The following is a 22,812-nucleotide window of genomic DNA, read 5'->3' as shown; positions in this document are numbered from 1 at the left end:
TCTAGCTTTAGCTGCTGCGAGCGGGATCAGAATTAACAAGATTCAAGTCGCTGTCAACAAATTCTCTTATTTAATATTTTTTTCTATTCAATATTACGATATTTAGAATTTAACGCTGAGACCCGATCAACGGTATGAGACGCGCGGGTGCGGGACCAGACGTTCAGCTTCGAACGATCTTCTCGATGCTGTCCACCTCGGCTTTCAACAATTCGACGATGTGCGTCCTGCGCGAGACGGTCAGGAAGTCCGTCGGCAGGTTCACACTTAACGCTGTTGTGGAGACGCCGTTGAAGTTTCTGACAGGAATGGAAAGAGCGGAAAGACCGGCAATCAGAGTTGACTGGGTCTCGGCATAACCACGCTCTCTGGCATCGGACACTGTGGCAGCGATCACGGCTCGCGTGAGGTCGTAGCGCTCGTAGGAAGGTTCGTTCGCGCTTGTGAGCGCTTCAACGTCGTCTTGGTCCAGTGTGGACATGATCGCGATAGAGGCCGCGCCTACCCCCATGGGCACCATGCTCCCGACGTTATCTGTGAGTGTGGAGATATTCTGGCCGGCCCACACGCGATCAACCACGATGACATGATGATCGTTGCGGCACATCAGGAAGACGGTGGCACCCACCTCCTCGCTAATGCGAACTAGCGCAGGACGGGCAATAGAGCGGATGCCTGCGGCGTCTGCGGCTTTGACGCCGAGCGCGAAGAGTTCAATGCCGAGTCTGAGACTCATCTTATGATCGAGCCGCTCAAGCCATCCGTTTTTCTCGAATGCTCTCGCGAGGCGGTAGATCGTCGGCACGCTCATGTTCAAGGCGGCTGCGATGTCTTTCACCTTGGCGCCGTCCGATCCCGCGGCAGAAATGAACTTCAGCAACGCGATCGACTTGCCGATAACCTGTGCACCCTCGACGCTCTTTTCACTCATAAATCACTCTCCCTGCCACCACATCATATCATTTATCACAATATGATACGATTTTTATTTTCCAAATCATATTGTAATTCTGATTTTCGATGATAGCTTCATTTGCAAGTAAGAAAAAACAAATCTCTGTCTGAGGGGATAGAGCTGGTCGGCACAGTTTTTGTCGAGGATTTCGTTGCGACATGATCGAGCTGCGTGGGCAGGTCACAGAGCGCCATCGAAGGCAATCCGTGAGTTCCTACAGCTTGAGAATGACGGCGGTAACGTAGTGACCGCTAGAGAACCCCAATCCGCGGCGCCGAACTACGCTTTCCCCTTAGCCAATACACCGTTCGGGCTGGGTCGATGTGACCACTGGTCCAGCCGGAACATTTACGAGGTTGGGCCACACCAGCCTCCCCCGACAGCAGACTGGGGGCTTCAAGCCGCCAACAACAAGCGTCAACGGAGAAGTAGATGGGCATTCGTATAGGTTCCGATACTGGCGGCACGCACACAGACCTTGTGCTGCTCGACGATGATCAGGCGAAGATCGTTACATTGAAGGTTCCGACCACACCGGAAGACCTGAGCAATGGTATTGCCAAAGGGATCGAAACGATTGTCGAGCGCGCCGGCCGCCAGATGAGCGAGGTCGATCGCTTCGTCTACGGCACAACGCTGGTCACCAACCTTATCGTCGAAGAGCAGCAAGTCGATATCGGCCTCATAACGACGGGCGGTTTCCGCGATGTCTTGGAAATTGGCCGGGCATCGCGTCGCCCGAATGTCTACGATATTCATTGGCGTCCGCCGACCGCGCTGATCTCGCGCGATCTTCGCGTCACCGTCAGTGAGCGCATTGCAGCCGACGGTTCGGTTGTCACCCCGATCGACGATGCAGATATTGCTGAGCGGCTATCCGAACTGAAGTCTAAAGGCGTGCGCTGCGTCGCGGTCTGCCTTATGAACTCCTACGCCAACCCGGAACACGAACAGCGAATCGGCAAGGTCGCGGCTGAGAAGTTTCCCGATCTCGCGATCTCGCTGTCTTGCGAGGTAGCGCGCGAGTTCCGGGAGTACGAGCGGACCAGCACAACGGCGATCAACGCATTCGTTGGCGGCCCATTGACACGCCACCTCGATGGCCTGGCTGACGCACTCGCCGCGAAGGGTATCACACCGGCTCCCTACATCATCCGGGGCAATGGCGGCGTAATGTCTTTCACCTCTGCCAAGAAGCTTCCCGCGGCACTGACGCATTCCGGTCCGATGGGCGGCATAATTGGCGGCGCCGCTCTGGCGGAAAAGGCTGGTGTCAACAAGATTATCACGCTCGACATGGGCGGCACGAGCGCTGACGTATCCCTGCTTACCGATGGCAAGGCAGAGATGACGACCCGATCGAGCGTCGGCCGTCACCCGCTCCTTCTCCCTATGCTCGACCTCATCACGATTGGTGCAGGCGGTGGCTCGATCGCCTGGGTGGATCAGGGCGGCGCGCTGCGCCTCGGGCCGCGCAGTGCGGGATCGGTTCCCGGTCCGGCATGTTATGGCCAGGGCGGTGAAAATCCGACTGTCACTGACTCCAACCTCTATGGCGGCCGCCTCAATCCGGAATACTTCCTCGCGGGCGCGCGCAAACTTCATCCGGAGAAGTCTCTTGAAGCCATCTTGCGCAAGGTCGCAGAGCCTTGCGGTATTTCTGTCGATGCCGCAGCGAGCGGGATCATGGCCCTTGCTGAAGCGCATATGGTCAACGCCATCAAGCTCATCACCGTTCAGCGCGGGCTTGATCCACGAGACTATACGCTTGTCGGCTTCGGCGGCGCCGGCCCCCTCCACACCCTCCGCCTGGCCGAAGAGCTCGGGATCCGCTCAGCTCTCATCCCCCCCGCCCCGGGCAATCTCTCTGCACTCGGCATGTTGACTGCTCAGGTTCGTCACGATCTTGTTCGCACCAAACTTGCCTATCTCGGCGAAGTCGATGCCGCGGAACTGTCGGCAGGTTTTGACGAACTGATCGAGCAAGGTGAAAAGGCTCTCGCTGACGAAGACATCCCGGCCGGCACCTCTCAATACGTGACGAGCCTTGATCTTCGCTACAAGGGACAGAATTTCGAGCTCAATCTCGAACTTCCCGCAGGCGATATGCAGGCAGCACTCGACGCACTCCAGTCCCGTTTCGCCGAACGTCACAAGCAGATGTACGGGTACGACAACCCTGGCAAGCCGATCCAGATCGTCAACATGCGCGTCGCTGCGATGTCGACCAAGCCCGACTTCGTATGGCCGACTTTCCCGGGCGAAGCCGGCGGCAAGGCCACGGTCATTAGCCGTCGCAAAGCGCTGATCGACGCCAATCGCTGGGAAGAGCTGCCGATCTATCGGTTGGACGACCTGCGCGAAGGCTACACCTTCACCGGCGCTTCGATCGTCGAATATCCCGGTTCCACGCTTTTCGTTCCGCCCGGCTGGACTGCCCGGTGCGATGCTTACCGCATCCTCCATCTGGAACGCTGAGGAGACACTATCGTGAACACCAATATCCAGACCACATCCGCCGCAACCATCGATCCGGTAACGCTCGAAATCGTTCGCAATGCTCTGACCTCGATTGCCGAACGCAATGCCCATCGCATGATTCGCGCGTCGACGTCGATCATCGTCAAGGAAATGGAAGATTGCTCGGCGGCCGTCTTCGACGGACAGGGGCGCCTTCTGGCGGAATCGGCGACCATTCCGATCCACCTGAATTGCACCGGCGTTTGCCTGCGGACCATTCTCGAACAGTATCATGCGCCGGAAACCTGGCGCCCCGGGGACATCGTCATCACCAACGACCCCTATGCGGGCGGTGCGTCGATGTCGACGGCCCATACAAACGACTATGTCGTCTTCATGCCCGTCTTCTTCGAAGAGGTATTGGTCGGCTTCACCGGTCTGATGGTCCATCATCAGGAAATCGGCGCCATGAACATGGCGACCCGCGGCTGGAACCTGGAAATCTGGCAGGAGGGCCTGCGCGTTCCCCCCATGAAGATCGGCGAGAACGGGATCGTCGACGAACGATGCATGCGTATCATCCTCAACAACACCCGCCTTCCCGACAACATGGAAAACGACCTTTTCGCGCAGGTCGCCTCGGTTGCGGCGGCTGCCGAAGACATGAAGGCGATGTTCGACCGCTACGGCCGCGAAACGCTCTTCCATTGCTTCGAAGCGCTGATCAACTATTCCGAGCAACGCACGCGCGCGGAAATCTCACAGATCCCGGACGGTGTCTACGAACACGAGGAACTTATCCTTGACGATGGTGCGAAGGGTGGACCTTACAAGCTGAAGCTCGCGATCCACAAAACCGGTTCCGACATCCTCTTCGACTTCACTGGTACTGACCCGCAGATCCGCGGGCCGATCAACGCACCGCTCGCCACGACCTGGGCCGCTATCTTCTACGCGATGCGTTGTGTGACCGACCCCTCAATCCCGTCGACGGAAGGAAACAAGCGCCCGTTCAAGGTCATCGCACCGGAAGGCACGCTGGTAAATGCCAAGAAACCGGCAGCTGTCTACCAGCGCATGGTCGTATGCCACAGCCTTGTGGATCTCGTGATGGGTGCGCTTTCGCAGATCGTGCCGGAACGCGTCATGGGCGACTCTTGCGGATGCCTTTATAACTTCACCTCAGCCAGGGAGCGCGACACGGGCAATCCGAGCGTTTTTGGCGAAGTGGTACCGGGCGGACTTGGTGCAACGTCCAAGGCTGACGGCATCGACGTCATGTCTTGCCACGTCACCAATTGCCCGATCCCGCCGATCGAAGCGACCGAAGCCGAATGCCCGGTTCTTTATGTCCAGCGCGAGCTTCAATCCGGAACCGGTGGCGCCGGCAAGTGGCGCGGCGGCGTCGGTCAGGTCCTGGCCTATAAGGTGCTGGGCGACCTCGCGGAACTCCAGCACACTTCCCAGAAATCCGTCACCCTCCCGCAGGGTGTGGCCGGCGGTTTGCCGGGTGGCGGCGGGCGTTGGGTGATCAACGAAGGAACGTCGAAGGCTCGTGTGCTCGAGCATTCGATCGGCGAACTCGAAATGCTCGATTACGGCGACGTCGTAACCCACTACACGCCAGGTGGCGGTGGTTTCGGCAATCCGCTCGAGCGCGACCCGGCTCTGGTCCTCCGCGACGTCCGTCATGGTCTCGTAACCCGCGAACAGGCCGAGAAAATTTATGGCGTGAAGGTCGGCACCGATCTCAATGAATGGATCCCGACAAACGATCGAGCAGCTTGATTTCTAGCCCGAACCACAAGGAGAATTGAAATGGCCTTTGCATTGCCGAAATACTTGGCAGCCATCGCTGCTGTGCTGAGCGTGTCCTCTCCCTGTTTGGCTGATGTCCAAATCATTGGATATCAGAGCGTCTTTGCGGACAATTACCGCAAGGCTGTGATCGAGCCCTTCGAAAAGAAGACGGGCATCAAGGTCATCTACAACGAAATCAACCTTTCGGCGCAAAATCTCGGCCGTATCCGCGCCGAGAAGAACAACCCGACCCTCGACCTTTCGATCATGGACGCTATGGTCTCGCGTGCCGGAAACACGGAAGGTATTTTCGATCAGGTCGATCTGACCAAGCTTTCCAACGGCCAGAATCTCTTCGACGAAGCCTATATCAATAAGGGTTTCGGTCCGGGTATTACCTTTGACTACCCCGTATTGATGTACAGCAACTCGCTTGCCAATCCTCCCAAGGCGCTGGCTGATCTGGCCAAGCCTGACCTGAAGGGGCAGGTCGCCATGTGGCCTGCCCCTGAAATCGCCGCCTTGATGAACACGATCCTGCTCACCCGGGCAGCCGGCGGCGACGAGAAGAAGTCCATCGATCAGGGTATCGAGAAGTTCGCGGAGATCGCCAAGAACGTCCAGACCTGGGCACCGGCGCCGGACGCTTACGAGCTGGTATCCAACGGTACGGTCAAGGCGGGCGCAGGCTGGAACGCGCGCGCCCAATTCTTTGCAAAGGATCCGAAGAGCAAGATGAGTGTCGTCATCCCGACGGAAGGCTCGATGTTCCAAATCAACACGATGAACCTCGTTAAGGGCGCACCAAACAAGGAAGAAGCGCTGAAGTTCATTGACTATGCGCTGAGCCCCGAAGCGCAGGCAGCCTTCGCCAATCTGATGTTCTACTCGCCGACCAACAAGAACGCGAAGCCGTCGCAGGATGCCCTGTCGAAGACTGCCTCGACCCCGGAAATTCGTGAAAAACTGAAGCCGCTCGATTGGGCGTTCTTCGTCTCCAAGCGCGAATCCTGGCTGCAGGAATGGCGCCGCAAAGTCATCACTGCGAACTGAGGGACCGATGTAAATGAAAATTGGTGCCGAACTCAGTCTCCAAGACCTCTCGAAGTCGTATGACGATAAGAAGCTTGTGCTCAACAAGCTGAATATCACTGCTGCACCTGGCGAAATAGTATCGCTTCTCGGGCCATCGGGTTGCGGCAAATCAACAGCTTTGAGGATCGTCGCAGGGTTGGTTGGAGCGACCTCCGGCCGTGTGATGCTGGCCGGCAAGGATGTGACATCCTTGCCGACCTACAAACGAAATATCGGCCTCGTCTTCCAGAACTACGCGTTGTTTCCGCATATGACAGTGCTGGACAATGTAGCGTTCGGCCTTGAAATGCGAAACGTCAACCGAAAGGACGCCAGATCCAGGGCGGGAGAAATCCTGGAAATGGTCAGACTCGGATCGCTTGGGCAACGCCGCCCGCGCCAGCTGTCCGGTGGCCAACAGCAGCGCGTTGCGCTCGCCCGCGCTCTCGTCATCCATCCCGATCTCCTCCTTCTCGACGAGCCACTTTCAAACCTGGATGCCAAACTGCGCGAGCAGATGCAGGACGAAATTCGTGACCTCCAGCAACGCCTGGGAACGACCACCATTTTCGTAACGCATGATCAGTCCGAAGCGATGGCGATCTCCGATCATGTGGCAATTATGAACGAAGGCGTGATCGTCCAGTACGGTCGGCCCACAGAAATATACGAGAACCCTGCAAGCAGCTTCGTCGCCAATTTCATTGGCCGCGTGAACAGTATTGTTGGCATTAGCAACGCGGACGGCGATGCAAGCCAGCAGATCAAGACCGACTCCGGCCTGTCCATCAAGCTTGCCAAGCCCTCGCTTGAGGGACCCGTTCAGTTCCTGATCCGCCCAAGTTCGATTGACGTTCTGCCAGGCTCCTCCCCGAGCGAGACTGGGCGAAACCGCGTTCCCGCCTCCGTCCGCAAGGTGACCTATGCTGGTGACATCGTTTCCGTCGCTTGCGATGCCCAAGGGATCGCGATGACAGCGGAAGTACCGGGATCGTCCCCTGCTTGGCGAGGCTTGGAAAGCGGGCAGCAGGTCACTTTGGATTGGCCGGTCGCCAGCGGCTTTGTCTTTGAACGGAAGGTGAATTGATGGCTCACAACGACGAAACAACGTCGGCTGGCGCCGCGGTCGGATGGCTGCTCAGCCTCCCGATGCTCCTTGTGATCGGCTTTTTCTTTGTCTTGCCAATCCTTTCAGTTGCCCTGATCTCGTTTTACGGCTCCGCTGAAGGCGGCGTGCTGATCCCTGAACTCGGGATTTCCGCATACGAGAAGTTCTTCACAGACCCCTTCTCGCGAGAGATCGTCATCCGATCGATCGTATTGAGCCTGCTGGTCACGCTTCTCGCATGCTTTTTGACCTACCCTATTGCGCTTTACCTGTACCGCACCACATCAAAGTGGAAAGGGACGCTTGTTTTGCTGACGGTCTCCCCTCTCCTCCTCAGCGCTGTCGTGAGAACCTACAGCTGGATGCTAATTTTGCGCCCGCTGGAGGATTTCATCCATTGGATCGGCTTCGGCAATGTGCGCCTTGTCAACGACTATCCAGGCGTCGTGATCGGCCTGACCCATATCATGATGCCCTACATGGCCCTTTGCTTGCTGTCTGGCTTCGGCAAGATCGACCCGAATGTCGAGGATGCCGCAAGTTCGCTCGGCGCGACGCCGGCGCGCCGGTTTTTCCGGGTCACTTTGCCGCTCAGCTTGCCGGGCGTTACGCTTGGCTGCCTTCTGACATTCGTGTTGGCAATCTCGGCTTTTGTGACGCCTGCACTGCTTGGCGGGGGTCGCGTTTTCCTGCTGCCGACCGAGATCTTCACCCAGGCCCTGGAAATTCTGGACTGGCCGCTGGCATCTGCGATGTCGATGGTTCTCCTCGGGCTGTTCATTCTCACCATGGGACCTATTCGCGTCTGGGATATGCGGACGCGCGCTAAATCGGGGGGGACGTCTTGACCCATATTGTGAACCGCACCCTTCTGATCCTCCTGTTCGGGCTGCTTTTGGCGCCGCTCCTGCCGGCGATCGTGATGTCGTTCAGCGCGGACAACAATCTGGCGTTTCCACCTTCCGGCTGGAGCTTTCGGTGGTACTCGGCAGTTCTGAGCAATGAACGATTTCTCGCCGGTCTGAAACTTAGCGTGACGCTGGCGATCGCAGCGACAATTATGTCGCTGGCGTTCGGGGTTGCGGCTTCCTACGCGCTGGTCCGTTCGAAGATGCCGTTCGCGAATTCGCTGATCGCGCTCTTCACGGCGCCGCTAATCGTACCTTCGATCATCCTCGGCCTTGGCCTTCTTCTGGTCTTCGTGCAGCTCAAGCTCAACGGGTCGTTCTTCGGACTCGTCTTTACCCATACGATGATCGTGACACCGTTCGTTATCCGGATATTGATTACCGGCCTGCAGACGATGCCCGCCGACATCGAGTCGGCCGCTGCGAGCTTAGGCGCGAGGCCGCTCACGGTGTTTCGGCGGATAACCTTGCCAGCGCTGACCCCCTCTATCACGGGAGCGGCGCTGCTGTCGTTCCTCATCTCGTTCGACGAGGTAGCGATTACCTTATTCCTGGCTGGACAATCTTTGTCGACACTGCCTGTGGCAATCTATCGTTACACCACCGAGCGAACCGACCCACAGATCGCTGCCCTGTCGGTTCTCCTCATCCTCTTGAGCGTCTTCCTCATGTTCCTGCTCGAACGGGTTATCGGCCTTGCTCGCGCGATCGGAAAATAACGGAGCCAGATCGTGCCTGGACGAAGGCATGTGAACCATCGGTTCGAAGGTGCTCGGGTCTTCCTCGCCTCCCCCAGACGAAGAAACCGGCGCGAAATGGCTCAAAGCTCCCGGCACGATCAGTGCTTCCAAAACAAATGGTGTCGTCTAAATCATGCACGCAATAGAACAACTCGCTACCTTCGCAGCTACGCATCCCGCTCGTAGCCTTCCGCAAACCACCAAGGATGTTTGTGCGATCCTAATCACCGATCTCCTTGCCGCGACCGCGGCAGGATTGCATTCGGACCTTGCTGTCGCAGCCCGCCGCGCTGCAATCGCGAGCTATGGCAGGGGACCTTGCACCGTCTGGATGACTGAGCAATCCCTGTCGATAGCGGGCGCGGCAATGGCGAATGCTGCGGCCGCGAGCGCGCTTGACATCGACGACGGACATCGGGGGGCCGCTGGCCACCCCGGTGCAGGTGTTATTCCTGCAGCCATCGCGGTCGCTCAGGCAATCGGCTCGTCCGACGAAGATATCTTTGAGGCGATTGTGATAGGATACGATATCGCACTACGTGTCGCGACTGCCCGCCCGACGGAAACCATTGACAGCTACGCAAGCGGCCGTTGGGTCAATTTCGGTGTTGCTGCAGCCGCCGGCAGGCTTTTAAAGCTTTCGCCGTCGCAGATGGCGAACGCAATCGGGATCGCGGGAGCCGAAGGTCCGATCGGATACAAAAGGGGCACCTCGCGCTACCAGGGTAGCACCGTCAAGGAGCTCATTCCTCCAGCCGTTGTCGCCGGGCTGACCGCAGCGTTCCGCGCTCAGGCGGGTGCGACAGGTCCGCTCGATCTCCTCGACAACGAGGCACTGTATATCCGCTCCATTTTGACCGGCGACCTCGGGGTTCATTGGTGGATCGGCGATTGTTACCTGAAGCCTTATGCGTGCTGCCGCTACATGCATGGTGCCGTCGACGCGATCCTCGAGATGCGCCAACCAGAAGCACCGATCAAGAACCTTCGGATTGAAACCTTCCAGCGCGGAACAGAGCTATCAAACGAGCGTGCACCACGATCGCTCGAAGGCGCGCAGTACAGCTATTACTTCAGTTGCGCACTTGCGGCGTTGCGGGGACGTCAGGCGCTTCAGCCGATGGACCCTGCAAGCCTTCGGGATCCGGAGATCCTCGAATTGTCGTCGCGCATCGAGATGGTCGCCCACGCGGACTTCGATGATAGCTTTCCAAAGGGAACGCCGTCCCGTGTCATCATTGACCAGGGCAACGGACCGGAGAGCCGCACCATCCTCTTCCCACTCGGCGATGTCGCAAACCCGATGAGCGCCGAACAGGTCATGGAGAAGTTCCGCCTGATCGGTGCTGAAAGTCTGACTGAGTACGGACAAAACAGCATTCTCGCTGCGACCTCGAAACTGACAACGAATGGGTTTGGTCCACTGCTTTACGCCCTCGCGGACCATGGCGGCCAAGTGTCAAGCCCAAGCGCCAACGAGGTCGCTTAACGACTGATCCCACTGGAAACTGACGCAAAGCAAGCGCGGTGCACGGCCAAGAATCCGCACCGCGTTTCGTCGTGAAAGAATATTGGCTCACGCCACACTGGAGAACTTTAAATGCTTATGGATGTCAAATCGGGAGTGTTCACGCGCATCGACCCCACGGTCCCTGCCGCACCTGTCCTGTTCGAAACGCCGAGAAGCGGAGGAAATTATCCTCACGATTTTCGCACGATTGCTCTTCTGAAGGATCTGCAGCGCTCCATCTCGATGTATGTCGAAGAATGCTACCTGAATGTCGTTGATAGTGGCGCAACCTGGCTCTTTGCGGAATTCCCGAACATCTATATCGATCTCAACAGGCACGAACTCGATATCGATCCGGGCCAGCTGACCGGCGAATGGCCTGTGGATCTGCAGCCTGGTCCCAAGACCAAGACCGGCATTGGTCTCATCCCAACGGTCTGCGCAGGGACAAAGCCGGTCTACGATGCACCTCTCTCGGTCGCCGAAGTCGCAAGCCGTCTCGACAATTACTATTGGCCCTACCACAATGAGGTAACCCGGCTTCTGAGGAAGTTCAAAGCCGAGCATGGTATCGTCTATCATCTAAGCTGCCATTCGATGCCTGCCATGCCCTCGCCGAGCGCACCGGACGCAGGCCAGCGCCGATCGGACTTCGATCTGGGTGATCGCAATGGCCAGACTTGCGACAGGGATCTTCTTGAACTCGCAACCGAAGTCTTGCGGGGCTTCGGGTACCGGGTCACGCACAACGCGCACTTCATCGGTGCGGAAGCTGTCCGCAAGCACGGCAATCCAGCCGAAAACATTCATAGCCTGCAGATCGAGATGAACCGCAGCCTTTACATGGACGAAGCAACGTCTTTGCGCGGAAAAAAGCTTCCCGAGATCCAGAGCCATCTTAAGACGCTGGCGTCTCGAATTGCCGACCATGCACGTGCGAAGGGCTGATCTGATGGACGCTCTATCACGCGATATCCCATTCAAACTCGTTCGGGTAGACAGCAATGACAAGCTGCCCGAGCAAGCCGATGTCGTTGTCATTGGCGGCGGCATCGCCGGCATTTCGGCCGCCTACTATCTTGCCAAGAAAGGTCACAGCGTCGCCGTCATCGAAAAGGGTGCCGTTGCGGCCGAGCAATCCAGCAGAAACTGGGGCTGGGTGCGACAGCAGAATCGCGACGAGCGCGAGCTTCCCTTGGCGAAGTGGTCGCTCGCAGCATGGCAGGAACTTTCCGATGAAATCGGTCCGGATCTAAGCTTTGTCCGCAAGGGCCTGATGTATGTTACGAGCAGCGAGAAAGAGCTCGCCGGTTGGGAAAAATGGGTGAAGATGGCGGGCGGCTATGGCGTTCAAAGCCGCATGGTGTCGAGTGCCGAAATCAAGGCTGCCGCTACCGGCTCCACCACGCAATGGATCGGCGGCGTTCATTCTCCGACCGATGGGTTTGCCGAACCGACAATGGCGTGCTCGGCTATTGCCAAAGCGGCTCAGAGGCATGGGGCGACGATGCACCAAAACTGCGCCGCCAGAGGTATCGAAACTCAGGCCGGCAAAATACACAGCGTCGTCACCGAGAAAGGAAGCATCCGCACGTCACGCGTACTATGCGCGGCGGGAGCCTGGACCTCGATGTTCTTCCGTTGGCATGGGATCATCTTCCCGCAGGTTGGTGTAAGGGCAACGGCTTTCGCGACTAAGCCAGGCGCGAAGGTGATCGAAGGTGGTTTCTCCACCCCATCATTCACCTTCAGACCGCGCGCAGAGGGCGGCTATACCGTCTCCATCCGCGGGCGAGCAAAGGTCGAATTGACACCTCAGGCCTTCCGGTATGCGCAGCAGTTCATGCCAATGTTCAAGGCGCGCTGGTCAACGAGCCTGTCGCTCGGAATCAGCCGCTTCGCGGTAACCGGGCCCGAGGCTCTGGCCCGGTGGACTTTGAATAGCATTTCGCCTTTCGAGAAAATGCGGGTGCTCAACCCAGCACCGGACGCGAAGACGGTAAAGCTCGCCATGGACGCGTTGATGGAAAGCTTTCCGGAGCTTTCCGGAATCGGTGTGTCCCACGCTTGGGGAAGCTGGATCGACTCGACGCCCGATGCAGTCGCTACAATCGGTCCAGTTCCGCAATTGCCCGGCCTTTATGTGGCGTCCGGGTTTAGCGGGCACGGATTTGGCGTCGGACCTGGCGCAGGTCGGCTCGCAGCCGATCTGATCACAAACGAGGATCCAATCGTTGATCCCACCCCGTTGCGGTTCACCCGCTTCTCCGAGCATGACGTGGGCGCTCCGGCGGCCATGTAAGAACACCTCCCGCCTTCGGGTGGTGAATTCCAAGCCCATCTCATATAGTGGCACTGTACCGCAATTCGCGTGATGCCCAGCCGCATATGAGATGGGCTTTTTGCGTGGGGGAGCCCCGTAGCACGACTGCGCCTTTCCACCGCTAGGATTACTCGCCGTTTGGCCACCCACCACTTCAAGCAAATATGTGGGTCGGAATCCTTCTATTGTTTGACAGGATTGCGTGTTTGGACGAAGTATTAACACATCGCCTCGCGCAAATTCTGATAGTTGTCATGATGAAGCGCAAATCGTTCTCTTAACTGGAATTTTCGGTCGATGAAATTTTCCGCGTCTTCTTCAAATGCCGAACGCGCACTCGACATATTGCTGTTGCTTGGAGAGGTGGGGCCAGAGGGCTATAGCCTTGCCGAGATTGCGAGCCGGATAGGTACTGCGAAACCCGCGGCGCACCGCACTTTAGCGGCTATGGTGTCAAAAGGTTTTGCGGAGCCGACCGAGCGTTATGGACACTATCGCCTGGGCACCGCTGTACCGATGCTTGCGCGCCGGCAGGAACGACTTGAGCCTCTGGTCCAGCGATATCGTCCCGGCATGACCGAATTCGCCCGCAGAACCGGGTTCAATGTCTATCTCCTCGTTCAATCGGGTATCGACGCGATCTGCGCTGAGATGATCAGCCGCTCCTCGCGGCACCAGTTTGCCATGGGCCTCGGCGCTCGGGTGCCAATGGGCGTCGGAGCCGGCAGCCTCGCATTGATGTCGCTGCTGTCAGAGAATGTCGTTGAGCAGATCCTCGATGCAAACGCCGAGCGATATCAGGCACATCCTTCGATACGCCCCGTGGACCGCGACATTATTCGAAACCAGGTGCTTGAAGCAAAGCAGCGCGGATACGCCATCAATCAGGGCTTTTTCTTTTTCGGAGAAGGCGGCGTGGGCCTGCCACGAATGGCTTCAGGCATGTACGAGGTCAACATGGCCTTTTCCTTCAACGCACCGCTCGACATGATGAACGACACCTGGGTCGAGGATCAGGTTGGTCAGTTGCGGGAATGCCTGCCCTAACGCAGCCCGAGCCAGCTGATCAAACCGCGCCTGTAGCGCACTGACAGATCTTTTGCGTTCTAAACATTGAGAGGCCGGACAGTGGAAGCTGTTCCGGCCTCAAGGCCCTCGTGCCCTGCATTTGCTGGAGCGGGTCTAGATCGTAAGCGTCATCTTGACCCCACCTTCCGGATCACCTGGTGATTGACGATGTTGAGCCTGAACAGAGGGCTTGGACATATGTCGATTTCAGAGCTTACGCTTAAAACTAAGGATGAAGAGCCGGTTCGTCGGTTCGAGGTATTTACTGGAAGTGGTCGCCGCCGCGAATGGAGTGACGAACAGAAGGCGCGGATCATCGCGGAAAGTTATGAGCCCGGCGTGACCGTGTGCTCGGTGGCACGGCATCACGGGCTAACATCGCAACAGTTGTTCACCTGGCGACGGCTTGCCCGCAGGCCGCTCGATACAGCGCCGGACGAGGCATTGATGTTTGCGCCTGCCATTGTCGCCCCACAAGACATACCCCCGGCGAAAAAGGTACGGCGAGCACGGTCACCGAGGAAGGCTCATGGTGAGGCTGTGATTGAGCTGGAGTTTGGTGGTGCAATACTGAGGATTGCATCTGGCGCTGACGCCACGACGATTGCAGCCGTCATTGCGGCCATGAAGGCATCATCGTGATTGGTCCGTCCGGCGCGGTGAAAGTCATGATCGCCACCAAGCCTGTCGACTTCCGCAAGGGTGCAGAGGGGTTGGCGGCACTGGTGAAGGCAGAGATGGGAGCCGACCCGTTCTCCGGCACGATCTATGTGTTCCGGGCCAAGCGAACCGACCGCATCAAGTTGATCTTCTGGGACGGTAGCGGCGTGTGCCTGGTCGCCAAGCGGCTTGAGGATGGCGAGTTCCACTGGCCCCGGATGCAGGATGGTGCGATGCATCTGACATCCGCCCAGTTCTCGGCTCTATTTGAGGGGCTGGATTGGAAACGCGTCCATGTGCCAACCGAAACACGCACCCCCGTTATGGCAGGATAACGGCCGCGACAAATTGAATCAGCCGCATTCAATATCTCGTTTTGTGGGGCAAAATATGCTGTTCTTGCCCCATGACGATAAGGGCGGACGATCTTCCCAATGACCTGAACGCGCTGAAAGCGATGGTGCTTTCGCGCGAGGCGGAGAATGCCCGCCTGCGTCAGATCATCAAGGAATTGCAGCGCCACCGGTTCGGTCGCCGAGCCGAAACGCTTCCCGAGGATCAGCTTCTCTTAGGCTTGGAAGAAGCTGAACAGGTCGAGGCGGATGGTCTGGAAGCGAAAGAAGAAGCCTCTGCCGCTGTGCGCCAGGAACGTGTTGCCAAACGGCGAACGAACCGGGGTTCTTTGCCAGCTCACCTGCCACGCATCGAGATGATCGTCGATATCGATGACCATGCCTGCCCAGGCTGCCGCCATGATTTGCATCGGATCGGCGAGGATGTCAGCGAAAAGCTCGACATCGTTCCCGCTCAGTTCCGTGTGTTGGTCGTGCGCCGCCCGAAGTATGCCTGCCGGGCCTGTGAGGATGTCGTGGTTCAGGCTCCGGCTCCCGCCCGGCTGATCGAAGGCGGCATTCCGACCGAAGCAACCGTCGCCCAGGTTCTGGTCTCCAAGTATGCCGATCACCTGCCGCTCTATCGTCAGACGCAAATCTACAAGCGGCAAGGGATCGACCTCGACCGCTCGACACTCGCGGATTGGGTAGGCCGCGCCGCCTGGCATTTGCGTCCTGTTCATCAACGGTTGCTCGACGTTTTGAAGACATCTTCAAAGCTCTTTGCCGATGAAACGACTGCCCCGGTTCTCGATCCCGGACGGGGCAAGACCAAGACCGGGCAACTCTGGGCCTATGCTCGCGACGACAGGCCGTGGCGGGGAGACGATCCGCCCGGAGTTGCCTATGTCTATGCACCGGATCGCAAGGCCGAACGCCCGATGACCCATCTCGACGGTTTTGTCGGCATTCTCCAGGTAGATGGCTACAGCGGTTATCGCCCGTTAGCTGCCAAGAACACCGTATCGCTGGCATTTTGCTGGGCACATGTTCGTCGGCGCTTTTACGAACTGGCCGCTGCCGGTCCCGCACCTATTGCCACCGAGGCGCTACGGCGCATTGCCGAACTCTACAGAAACGAAGACGAGATACGTGGCCGCACGCAGGAAGAGCGCAGCATCGCGCGTCAGGAAAAGAGTCGTCCGATCACCGACAGTCTAGCGCCCTGGCTCACACAACAGCTCGGGCTCATCAGCCAGAAGACAAAGCTGGCCGAAGCGATCCGATACACCTTGTCGCGCTGGGATGGGCTGACCAGGTTCATCGATGACGGCCGCATCGAGATCGACTCCAACACAGTCGAGCGATCCATAAGACCAATTGCCCTCAATCGGAAAAATGCACTCTTCGCGGGTTCCGATGCAGGAGCCGAACACTGGGCGACCATCGCATCACTCATCGAGACCGCCAAGCTCAACGATGTCGAGCCGCTTGGCTATCTCGCCGACGTGCTTATCAGGATCGTCAACGGTCACCCCAACAGCCAGATCGACGAGCTGTTGCCCTGGTCATACAGGAGCGATAAAATCCTCCCGACAAAAGAATAGGCGTGGAGTGTGCCGTGACAGAGCAGAGCATCTCGTGGGAGCAGGATGGAATCGACTCCGGCTGGTTCTTCGCCGCGAATGTCGGCTCCGTGAGAAGCAGTTCCAGCTATCGTCCTGGAGGCTGGTGGTTCCTTCCAAAGTGGTTACCTGACACGGAAGAAAACGATGTCGGCCCCTTCAAAACCAAAACTGCCGCGTTGGCAGAAGCAGAGCGTCTGGCTGCCCACGAACGCACAAAATAGCAGTATCAGCCTCCACCCGCCGTGGCCCCAGAACAGCGCTTACTCTAGATCGCTCTAGTCTTCAAAGTGGGTCGCTTCGGTGACCAACGGTCCGAGCGACATCGATCCCTTGAGGTCAAAACCCCATTTGAGTTTTTGATTGTGGACCCACACCTGGCTTGTTTCGGTGATCGGAATCGCACATACGTTTTTCAGGATCAGTCTTTGAGCTTCTTGCCATAGGGCAATCTGCTTGGCCGGGTCGATCTCGGTTCGAGCTTCTCTGATCTGCTTGTCCGCAACGTTGCAATGACTGAAGTTCGTTACAGCACCTGGCTGGCCGACAATCGAAGCGGAATCGTAAAACTGGGTGAGAAAGATGTCGGCGATCGGGAAACGTGCCGCTCCGTAAAGCACGACCGGGCTCAGATCCTTGCGGATCATCTGGTGCCAGCTCGCGTGCTCGACGGGTTGCAACTGCATGTGGATGCCTGAATCCTCAACCTGACCCTGGAGGACCTGGGCAGTGGTCTCGTATTCCGGCAGCTGGCTCGACAGCATCGTGAACGTCAGGCCGTCCCCGAAGCCGGCCTCCTTGAGGAGGGCCTTTGCTTTTTCCGGATCATAGGGGAAGACGCCTGCATCCTTGAGATAACCCAAATTGTTCGATGGGATGACGGATGTCGGCCGGGTTGTGAACCGAGCGCCCTTGAATTCGGCGACTGCTCGCGGGTTGACCGCGTAGGCGAGAGCCTCGCGTACGCGGATATCGTCAAACGGAGGTTTTGTGATGTTGATATGGAGTAGGCCGACTTCCGCGGGATAGAACACATCGATCACCGCGCCCGGAAGCGGTTCGGTCCGCTGAAGCCAGTTCTTGTTGGCAAGACCTGCAGCGGCCTCGATTTCACCGGCGACGAAGGCAAGATCACGTGACGCATTGTTGTTGATGAAGCGGTAGTTGAGGGCGCTCAGCTTGGGGGCGCCCCGGAAGTAATCCTTGTTGGCAACGAAGGTGACGTTCTGACCGGCGACGATCGACTTGACTTCGAACGGACCAAACCCAACCGGCGCGCGAGCAAAACCTTCCTTTCGCTCTTCGAAAGCCTTCTTTGAGATGATGAAGCCGCCGGCGTAGTTCGTCACGAGGCCAAGCAGGTTCGGAACGCGCCGCGAAAGCGTGATGCGGACGGTGTGAGGATCGACCGCCTCAACCTTGTCGAAAGCCGCGAAATCGGCAGAAAATGCGGAGCGCTTCGGATCGCGAGCCTTGTCGAGGCTGAACACCACGTCATCAGCGGTGACTTCACCATAGCCAGCCTGCCATTTGACACCCGAACGCAACTTGAATGTCCAAACGAGCTTGTCGTCGCTGGATTGCCAGCTCTCTGCCAGATCAGGTTCGAGCGTTGCCGGATCGGTGGATCCCGGGGCAAACCGGACAAGCGCGCCGTAAATCCACGCGACCAGAGTTCTGTCTGATGTACTCGTCGCGTAGTGCGGATCGAGGGTGCCGACATCATTTGCCGCCGCACCCAATGTCAGTGTTGTCTTGGCGGCGAATGCGGGCGAAGGCCCCACCACACCACCGGCAAGGAGGCTGGCAAGAACCAGCGCGCCGAAACCCGTTTTCAAGTTGCTCATGAGCTCCCACTCCATCAAACGAAAGTGCATTCGAAGGCGCAGCCGAAACCACGGACAAACGTCCGTCGTTCACGACCTAGACCTCTTCAGGTTGGTTATAATTTAGAGGTAAGACTCGAGTGCGGATGCACCCCGGCTGCACCTCTCACCCTGGAACAGCTGGTTCATTGCCAAGCGCTCAGGGGCAGTTCCCACTTTTCTTGCCATTGTCCAAAACTGACCAGAGAATATAGATGGTGTCAACGAAATTCTTTTATTCGATATTATAAATCGAAAATGTTCTATTATTTAGAATTTAGACTGTGGGTGACTGGGATCTTTGTACTCTGTAAGAGGGATCGCTCGGGACACGTGCAGAAAATACGATGTCCGACCAGAAAGGCCGGCCTGGCAGGTCAGCCAAGCTCTCAAAGACTATGTCGTCAAAACAGGAAAAGCGGGCGAAACTTTCGCCCGCCACTTCTAAAATTCGGGAGCTTTTTCGAGTTCGCGTCGGTGGATTTCAATCACGAGCTCGGGACTGCTGGGAGGTCAGTCTCCGATACTTAAGCAAAGATATTTGATCTCGACGTAGTCATCGGTCCCATATTTCGACCCTTCCCTACCCTGCCCCGACTGTTTGATACCGCCGAAGGGCGCAACCTCTGTGGAAATCAGCCCTGTATTGATCCCTACCATCCCGTATTCCAGGGCCTCCGCGACGCGAAATACCCGCGAGAGATCCTTGGCATAGAAATAGGAGGCTAGACCGAACTCGGTATCGTTGGCCATCTCGACGACATCGTCTTCAGTCTCGAAGCGGAACAACGGTGCGACGGGACCGAAGGTCTCCTCCTTCGCCACTTTCATTGCCGCAGTCACGCCCGTGAGAACGGTCGGCTGGAAAAACAGACCACCACGCGCGTCGCGCGAACCGCCTACCGCGATCGCGCCACCCTTTTCGAGTGCGTCGGCGATGTGCTCCTCGACTTTGGCGACGGCTTTTTCAGTAATGAGCGGACCGGCCATGACGCCGTCCTCAAACCCATCGCCAACCTTTATGGCCGAAACACGAGCAGCGAGCTTTTGCGCAAACGCGTCATACACACCGGCCTGCACGTAGAGTCGATTGGCGCATACGCAGGTCTGACCATTATTCCGATACTTCGAGATCATCGCGCCGTCGACAGCCGCATCGAGATCGGCGTCGTCGAAGACAATGAATGGTGCATTGCCGCCAAGCTCCAGCCCGAGCTTCATGATCTGTTCGGCACCCTGACGCATCAGGATCTTGCCGACACCAGTGGAGCCTGTGAAAGTCAGCTTTCTGACCTTGTCATTCTCGGTGAATTCTCGACCGACGTCAGCCGATTTCGTCGAGGTCACGACGTTAAACAGGCCAGCCGGCAGCCCGGCGCGCTCTGCAAGAACAGCAAGCGCAAGAGCTGAAAGTGGGGTCTCCGATGCCGGCTTCGCCACGACAGAGCAACCGGCCGCGATGGCAGGGGCAAACTTTCGCGCCAGCATGGCATTGGGGAAGTTCCACGGTGTGATCGAGGCAACAACACCGATCGGCTGCTTCAATACGATGATTCGCTTGTCCTGCTGATGTCCAGGGATCGTGTCACCGTAGATGCGCTTTGCTTCCTCGCCGAACCATTCCACGTAAGACGCACCATACAGGATTTCACCTTTGGCCTCGGTGAGCGGCTTTCCCATTTCCGTGGTTACAATGACAGCCAGGTCGTCCGCATTCGCGACCAAGAGGTCAAACAGCTTTCGTAGGATGGTAGCTCGCTCTTTCCCTGTCTTTTTTGCCCAAAGCTTCTGCGCCTTGAAAGCTGCGTCGATGGCCACTGCGGCGTCTGCGCGCGTCATGTCGGGCAGGACGGCAATCACGTCTCCGGTGGACGGATTGGTAACCTCGAAACTGGCACCCGTTTCACCTCTCGCCTGCCACTGCCCTGCGATCAGTGCCTTGTCGGTCGCAAGCGTTGGGTCATTGAGTCTGGACAGAAGCGAATTTGAAATAGCCATCAATCAAACCTTTCATGGCATGAGAATGATAAGCGCTAATGGGGAGTCGATTGTCAGAGCTTCCCTGCAACAGCTGCCTTCCATAGCGCAGGGCTGTTCATTTTTTTTCTTGATCGGAAAGGAGATGAATCGCCGAAGACGGGCAAAACATATTGACCGTCTCGCCGGCGCGTAGAACACTCTCGCCCCGCGTATTACGGACGCGCACGACCATTGCCGCGCCCCCTTTGAGACGAACAGAATAGAGACGGTCGGCTCCGACATAGACGTCGCTCTCGATTTGACCCGTGAAGACCACGTCGTTGACGTCCCTACGCGTGAAGGTCAACGCTTCCGGCCGCATCGCGATGGTACAATCCGCGTCCACGACCAATCCAGCGATAGAGTTCAGTTTGAATCGGGATCCTGCTGCCAGAACTTCAACGACGTCATTTTGACGCTCCAGGACTTTCGCAGGAAGCATGTTCATATCGCCGATGAAACTGGCGGTGAACCTATCGCCGGGGCGCTCATAGATACCGACGGGGTCATCGACCTGTTGAATTACCCCGGCGCTCATCACGGCAATCCGATCCGACATCGTCAGCGCTTCTTCCTGGTCGTGCGTGACGAAGATGAACGTGATCCCTAGCCGGCGCTGCATCTCCTTAACCTCGATCTGCATTTCTCGCCGAAGCTTGAGATCAAGGGCGCCGAAGGGCTCATCAAGCAGGAGAACAGAGGGTTCATTGACGAGAGCGCGCGCCAGCGCGATGCGTTGCTGCTGGCCACCGGACAATTGCGACGGCTTTCTGCCGGCTGCATGACGCATGCGCACCAAATCGAGCGCTGCTGCAACGCGGTCACTCCGCTCGCTGCGGGGAACTCGCTTAACCGACAGCCCGAACGCGACGTTGTCTTCGACCGAAAGATGCGGAAACAGCGCATAGCTTTGAAAAACTGTGTTGGTGTTCCGCAGATGGGCAGGCTGCCCCGAAACGTCGCGGCCGTCTAGAAGGATTTGTCCCGCAGACGGGCTTTCGAAGCCCGCAATCATCCGCAGCGTCGTGGTCTTGCCGCAACCCGAAGGACCGAGGAAGGTGAAGAATTCACCCGAAGCTATCTTCAGGCTGAGATGGTCTACGGCATAGGCCGGAGGCGCAACCGACGTGTCAAACACCTTACAGACATCGACCAGTTCCACGGCCGTCCGCCCCGGGGTGACCGGTTTGCTCATTTCATCGTTGGACATTGAGAACACTCACCCTGTCGAGAGGCAAAGCAAATCCGTGACAGGCCAGTTGACCCGTCACGGAATGAACTATCGGCTTGGGATTACTGGGCAGTTTTCAGCTTCGTCCAACCGTCCTGATAGAGCTTCATGGCATCCCCGACATCAAGGATGAAATCAACCTTCTTCAGCTTGTCGGCCGGCGGGTAGATTGCCTGGTTCTCGGCCACTTCTTTTGGCAGCAGCGCCTTCGCTGCGTCGATCACTGTCGCTGCTTTGCTGAGGGTTGCTGCCTTGGCAGCGACCTCAGGCTTCATGATATAATCCATGAATTTGTAAGCTGCCTCAACATTCTTGGCGTTCTTGGGAATGGCAAAACCATCGATCCACATCGATCCGCCCTCGTCCGGAATGACGTAGTGAACCTTCGGATTTTCGGTGAGGACCTGGCTGACGTTGTTGTTCCAGGCTTGGACGATGCATGCTTCTCCGGAGGAAACAAGTTCGGGGAAGCTGCTGCTGTTGTATCCGCCGAGAACCTTCTTCTGCTCGATCAACGACTGCGTCGCCTTTTCGATTTCCTCGGGTTTGCTTGTTCCGGCATGGAAGCCGTTGACCTGAAGGGCGACGATATAGGCCGAAAGCATGTTGTCGAGCATGAATATCCGGCCCTGGTATTGCGGGTCCCACAGCGCTTTCCAACTCGTTACCGGTTGTTTGACGCAGTCCTCATTATAGGCGAGCCCCGTGGTCCCCCAGACATAAGGCACGCTGAATTTCAAGCCGGGATCATAGGAGACGTCCTTGAAGGTGGCACCCAAATTGCCAAGGTTTGATAGCTTGGAATGGTCGAGTTCCAGCAGCAGGCCCTGTTTGGCGAGAACCTGCACTGCGTTCTGAGTGGGCTCGACGAGGTCGTAGCCGGAAGCGCCAGCCGACAACTTCGCCAGCATGGTCTCGTTGGAATCATAGGTATCCATGGTGACGTCGATGCCGGTTTCCTTGGCAAAGTCATCCACAATTTCCTGCGGCACCTCGCCGCCACCCCAGGCGTAGATGTGAAGCTCCTCGGCAGTAGCGCTAAGCGCAGTTCCCGTAAGAAGCAGGCTCGTAGTCGCAAGAAGAATTCCGTATTTCAGCATTGCAGTTCCCCTTTTCTTTTTTGGGTGTGTTGAA

Annotated in this window: 19 protein-coding genes; 14 read left to right on the top strand and 5 right to left on the bottom strand. The window is 57.6% G+C overall.

The genetic code is table 11. The features are described from left to right. Positions 1-163: 163 nt before the first annotated feature. Positions 164-931 carry an IclR family transcriptional regulator gene (locus tag J5276_RS29070; RefSeq protein ID WP_209160214.1) on the bottom strand — a complete coding sequence of 256 codons (768 nt, stop codon included), beginning with the start codon at positions 929-931 and terminating at the stop codon, positions 164-166. Between the two features lie 456 nt (positions 932-1,387). On the opposite strand from J5276_RS29070, the gene J5276_RS29065 reads away from it, so the two are divergent. The 14 genes from J5276_RS29065 to J5276_RS29000 all read left to right on the top strand — a co-directional run bounded on the left by J5276_RS29065 (position 1,388) and on the right by J5276_RS29000 (position 16,787). Beyond that, a complete protein-coding gene (locus J5276_RS29065) occupies positions 1,388-3,433 on the top strand; it encodes a hydantoinase/oxoprolinase family protein (protein WP_209160213.1) in 2,046 nt (681 codons plus the stop codon). Positions 3,434-3,445: 12 nt separating this feature from the next. Continuing rightward, positions 3,446-5,203, top strand: a complete 1,758-nt coding sequence (locus tag J5276_RS29060) for a hydantoinase B/oxoprolinase family protein (protein ID WP_209160212.1) — start codon at positions 3,446-3,448, stop codon at positions 5,201-5,203. Between the two features lie 30 nt (positions 5,204-5,233). Further along, positions 5,234-6,268: an extracellular solute-binding protein gene (locus tag J5276_RS29055; RefSeq protein WP_209160211.1), complete on the top strand. Its 1,035-nt coding sequence runs from the start codon at positions 5,234-5,236 to the stop codon at positions 6,266-6,268. A 13-nt stretch (positions 6,269-6,281) separates the two neighbouring features. Then, complete coding sequence (locus tag J5276_RS29050; protein ID WP_209160210.1) at positions 6,282-7,376, top strand: ABC transporter ATP-binding protein; 1,095 nt, start codon at positions 6,282-6,284, stop codon at positions 7,374-7,376. Continuing rightward, positions 7,376-8,245, top strand: coding sequence for an ABC transporter permease (locus tag J5276_RS29045; protein WP_209160209.1), 870 nt, complete (start codon positions 7,376-7,378; stop codon positions 8,243-8,245). The genes J5276_RS29050 and J5276_RS29045 overlap by 1 nt, the downstream gene beginning before the upstream one ends. Positions 8,246-8,253: 8 nt before the next feature. Next, positions 8,254-9,024 (top strand): ABC transporter permease, encoded by a 771-nt coding sequence (locus tag J5276_RS29040; protein WP_255610393.1) that lies wholly within the window; start codon positions 8,254-8,256, stop codon positions 9,022-9,024. A 154-nt stretch (positions 9,025-9,178) separates the two neighbouring features. After that, positions 9,179-10,534 (top strand): MmgE/PrpD family protein, encoded by a 1,356-nt coding sequence (locus J5276_RS29035; protein ID WP_209160207.1) that lies wholly within the window; start codon positions 9,179-9,181, stop codon positions 10,532-10,534. 111 nt (positions 10,535-10,645) lie between these two features. Beyond that, positions 10,646-11,503 (top strand): N-formylglutamate amidohydrolase, encoded by an 858-nt coding sequence (locus tag J5276_RS29030; protein WP_209160206.1) that lies wholly within the window; start codon positions 10,646-10,648, stop codon positions 11,501-11,503. A 25-nt stretch (positions 11,504-11,528) separates the two neighbouring features. Continuing rightward, a complete protein-coding gene (locus J5276_RS29025; protein WP_209160221.1) occupies positions 11,529-12,857 on the top strand; it encodes an FAD-binding oxidoreductase in 1,329 nt (442 codons plus the stop codon). A 318-nt stretch (positions 12,858-13,175) separates the two neighbouring features. After that, complete coding sequence (locus J5276_RS29020; protein ID WP_209160205.1) at positions 13,176-13,925, top strand: IclR family transcriptional regulator; 750 nt, start codon at positions 13,176-13,178, stop codon at positions 13,923-13,925. A gap of 189 nt (positions 13,926-14,114) precedes the next feature. Next, the gene (locus J5276_RS29015) at positions 14,115-14,588 is read left to right on the top strand and encodes a transposase (protein ID WP_229002291.1); all 474 of its coding nucleotides are present in this window, start codon (positions 14,115-14,117) and stop codon (positions 14,586-14,588) included. Further along, positions 14,585-14,941 (top strand): IS66 family insertion sequence element accessory protein TnpB, encoded by a 357-nt coding sequence (tnpB, locus tag J5276_RS29010; protein ID WP_209160203.1) that lies wholly within the window; start codon positions 14,585-14,587, stop codon positions 14,939-14,941. The genes J5276_RS29015 and tnpB overlap by 4 nt, the downstream gene beginning before the upstream one ends. A 71-nt stretch (positions 14,942-15,012) precedes the next feature. Further along, positions 15,013-16,545 carry an IS66 family transposase gene (locus J5276_RS29005; RefSeq protein WP_209160202.1) on the top strand — a complete coding sequence of 511 codons (1,533 nt, stop codon included), beginning with the start codon at positions 15,013-15,015 and terminating at the stop codon, positions 16,543-16,545. A gap of 14 nt (positions 16,546-16,559) precedes the next feature. Then, positions 16,560-16,787, top strand: coding sequence for a hypothetical protein (locus J5276_RS29000; protein ID WP_209160201.1), 228 nt, complete (start codon positions 16,560-16,562; stop codon positions 16,785-16,787). Between the two features lie 54 nt (positions 16,788-16,841). Here J5276_RS29000 and J5276_RS28995 read toward each other — a convergent pair whose 3' ends face one another. The 4 genes from J5276_RS28995 to J5276_RS28980 all read right to left on the bottom strand — a co-directional run bounded on the left by J5276_RS28995 (position 16,842) and on the right by J5276_RS28980 (position 22,778). Further along, the gene (locus J5276_RS28995; protein WP_209160195.1) at positions 16,842-18,410 is read right to left on the bottom strand and encodes an ABC transporter substrate-binding protein; all 1,569 of its coding nucleotides are present in this window, start codon (positions 18,408-18,410) and stop codon (positions 16,842-16,844) included. A 531-nt stretch (positions 18,411-18,941) separates the two neighbouring features. Further along, positions 18,942-20,426, bottom strand: a complete 1,485-nt coding sequence (locus J5276_RS28990) for an NAD-dependent succinate-semialdehyde dehydrogenase (protein ID WP_209160194.1) — start codon at positions 20,424-20,426, stop codon at positions 18,942-18,944. 97 nt (positions 20,427-20,523) lie between these two features. After that, a complete protein-coding gene (locus tag J5276_RS28985) occupies positions 20,524-21,657 on the bottom strand; it encodes an ABC transporter ATP-binding protein (RefSeq protein ID WP_209160193.1) in 1,134 nt (377 codons plus the stop codon). An 83-nt stretch (positions 21,658-21,740) separates the two neighbouring features. Beyond that, positions 21,741-22,778, bottom strand: a complete 1,038-nt coding sequence (locus tag J5276_RS28980; RefSeq protein WP_209160192.1) for a spermidine/putrescine ABC transporter substrate-binding protein — start codon at positions 22,776-22,778, stop codon at positions 21,741-21,743. Positions 22,779-22,812 lie beyond the last annotated feature (34 nt).

Origin of the sequence: Agrobacterium sp. S7/73 (assembly GCF_019355535.1) — a bacterium.
In the GTDB taxonomy this organism is placed as follows: domain Bacteria; phylum Pseudomonadota; class Alphaproteobacteria; order Rhizobiales; family Rhizobiaceae; genus Agrobacterium; species Agrobacterium tumefaciens.
This window is presented reverse-complemented; position numbering and strand designations above follow the sequence as displayed.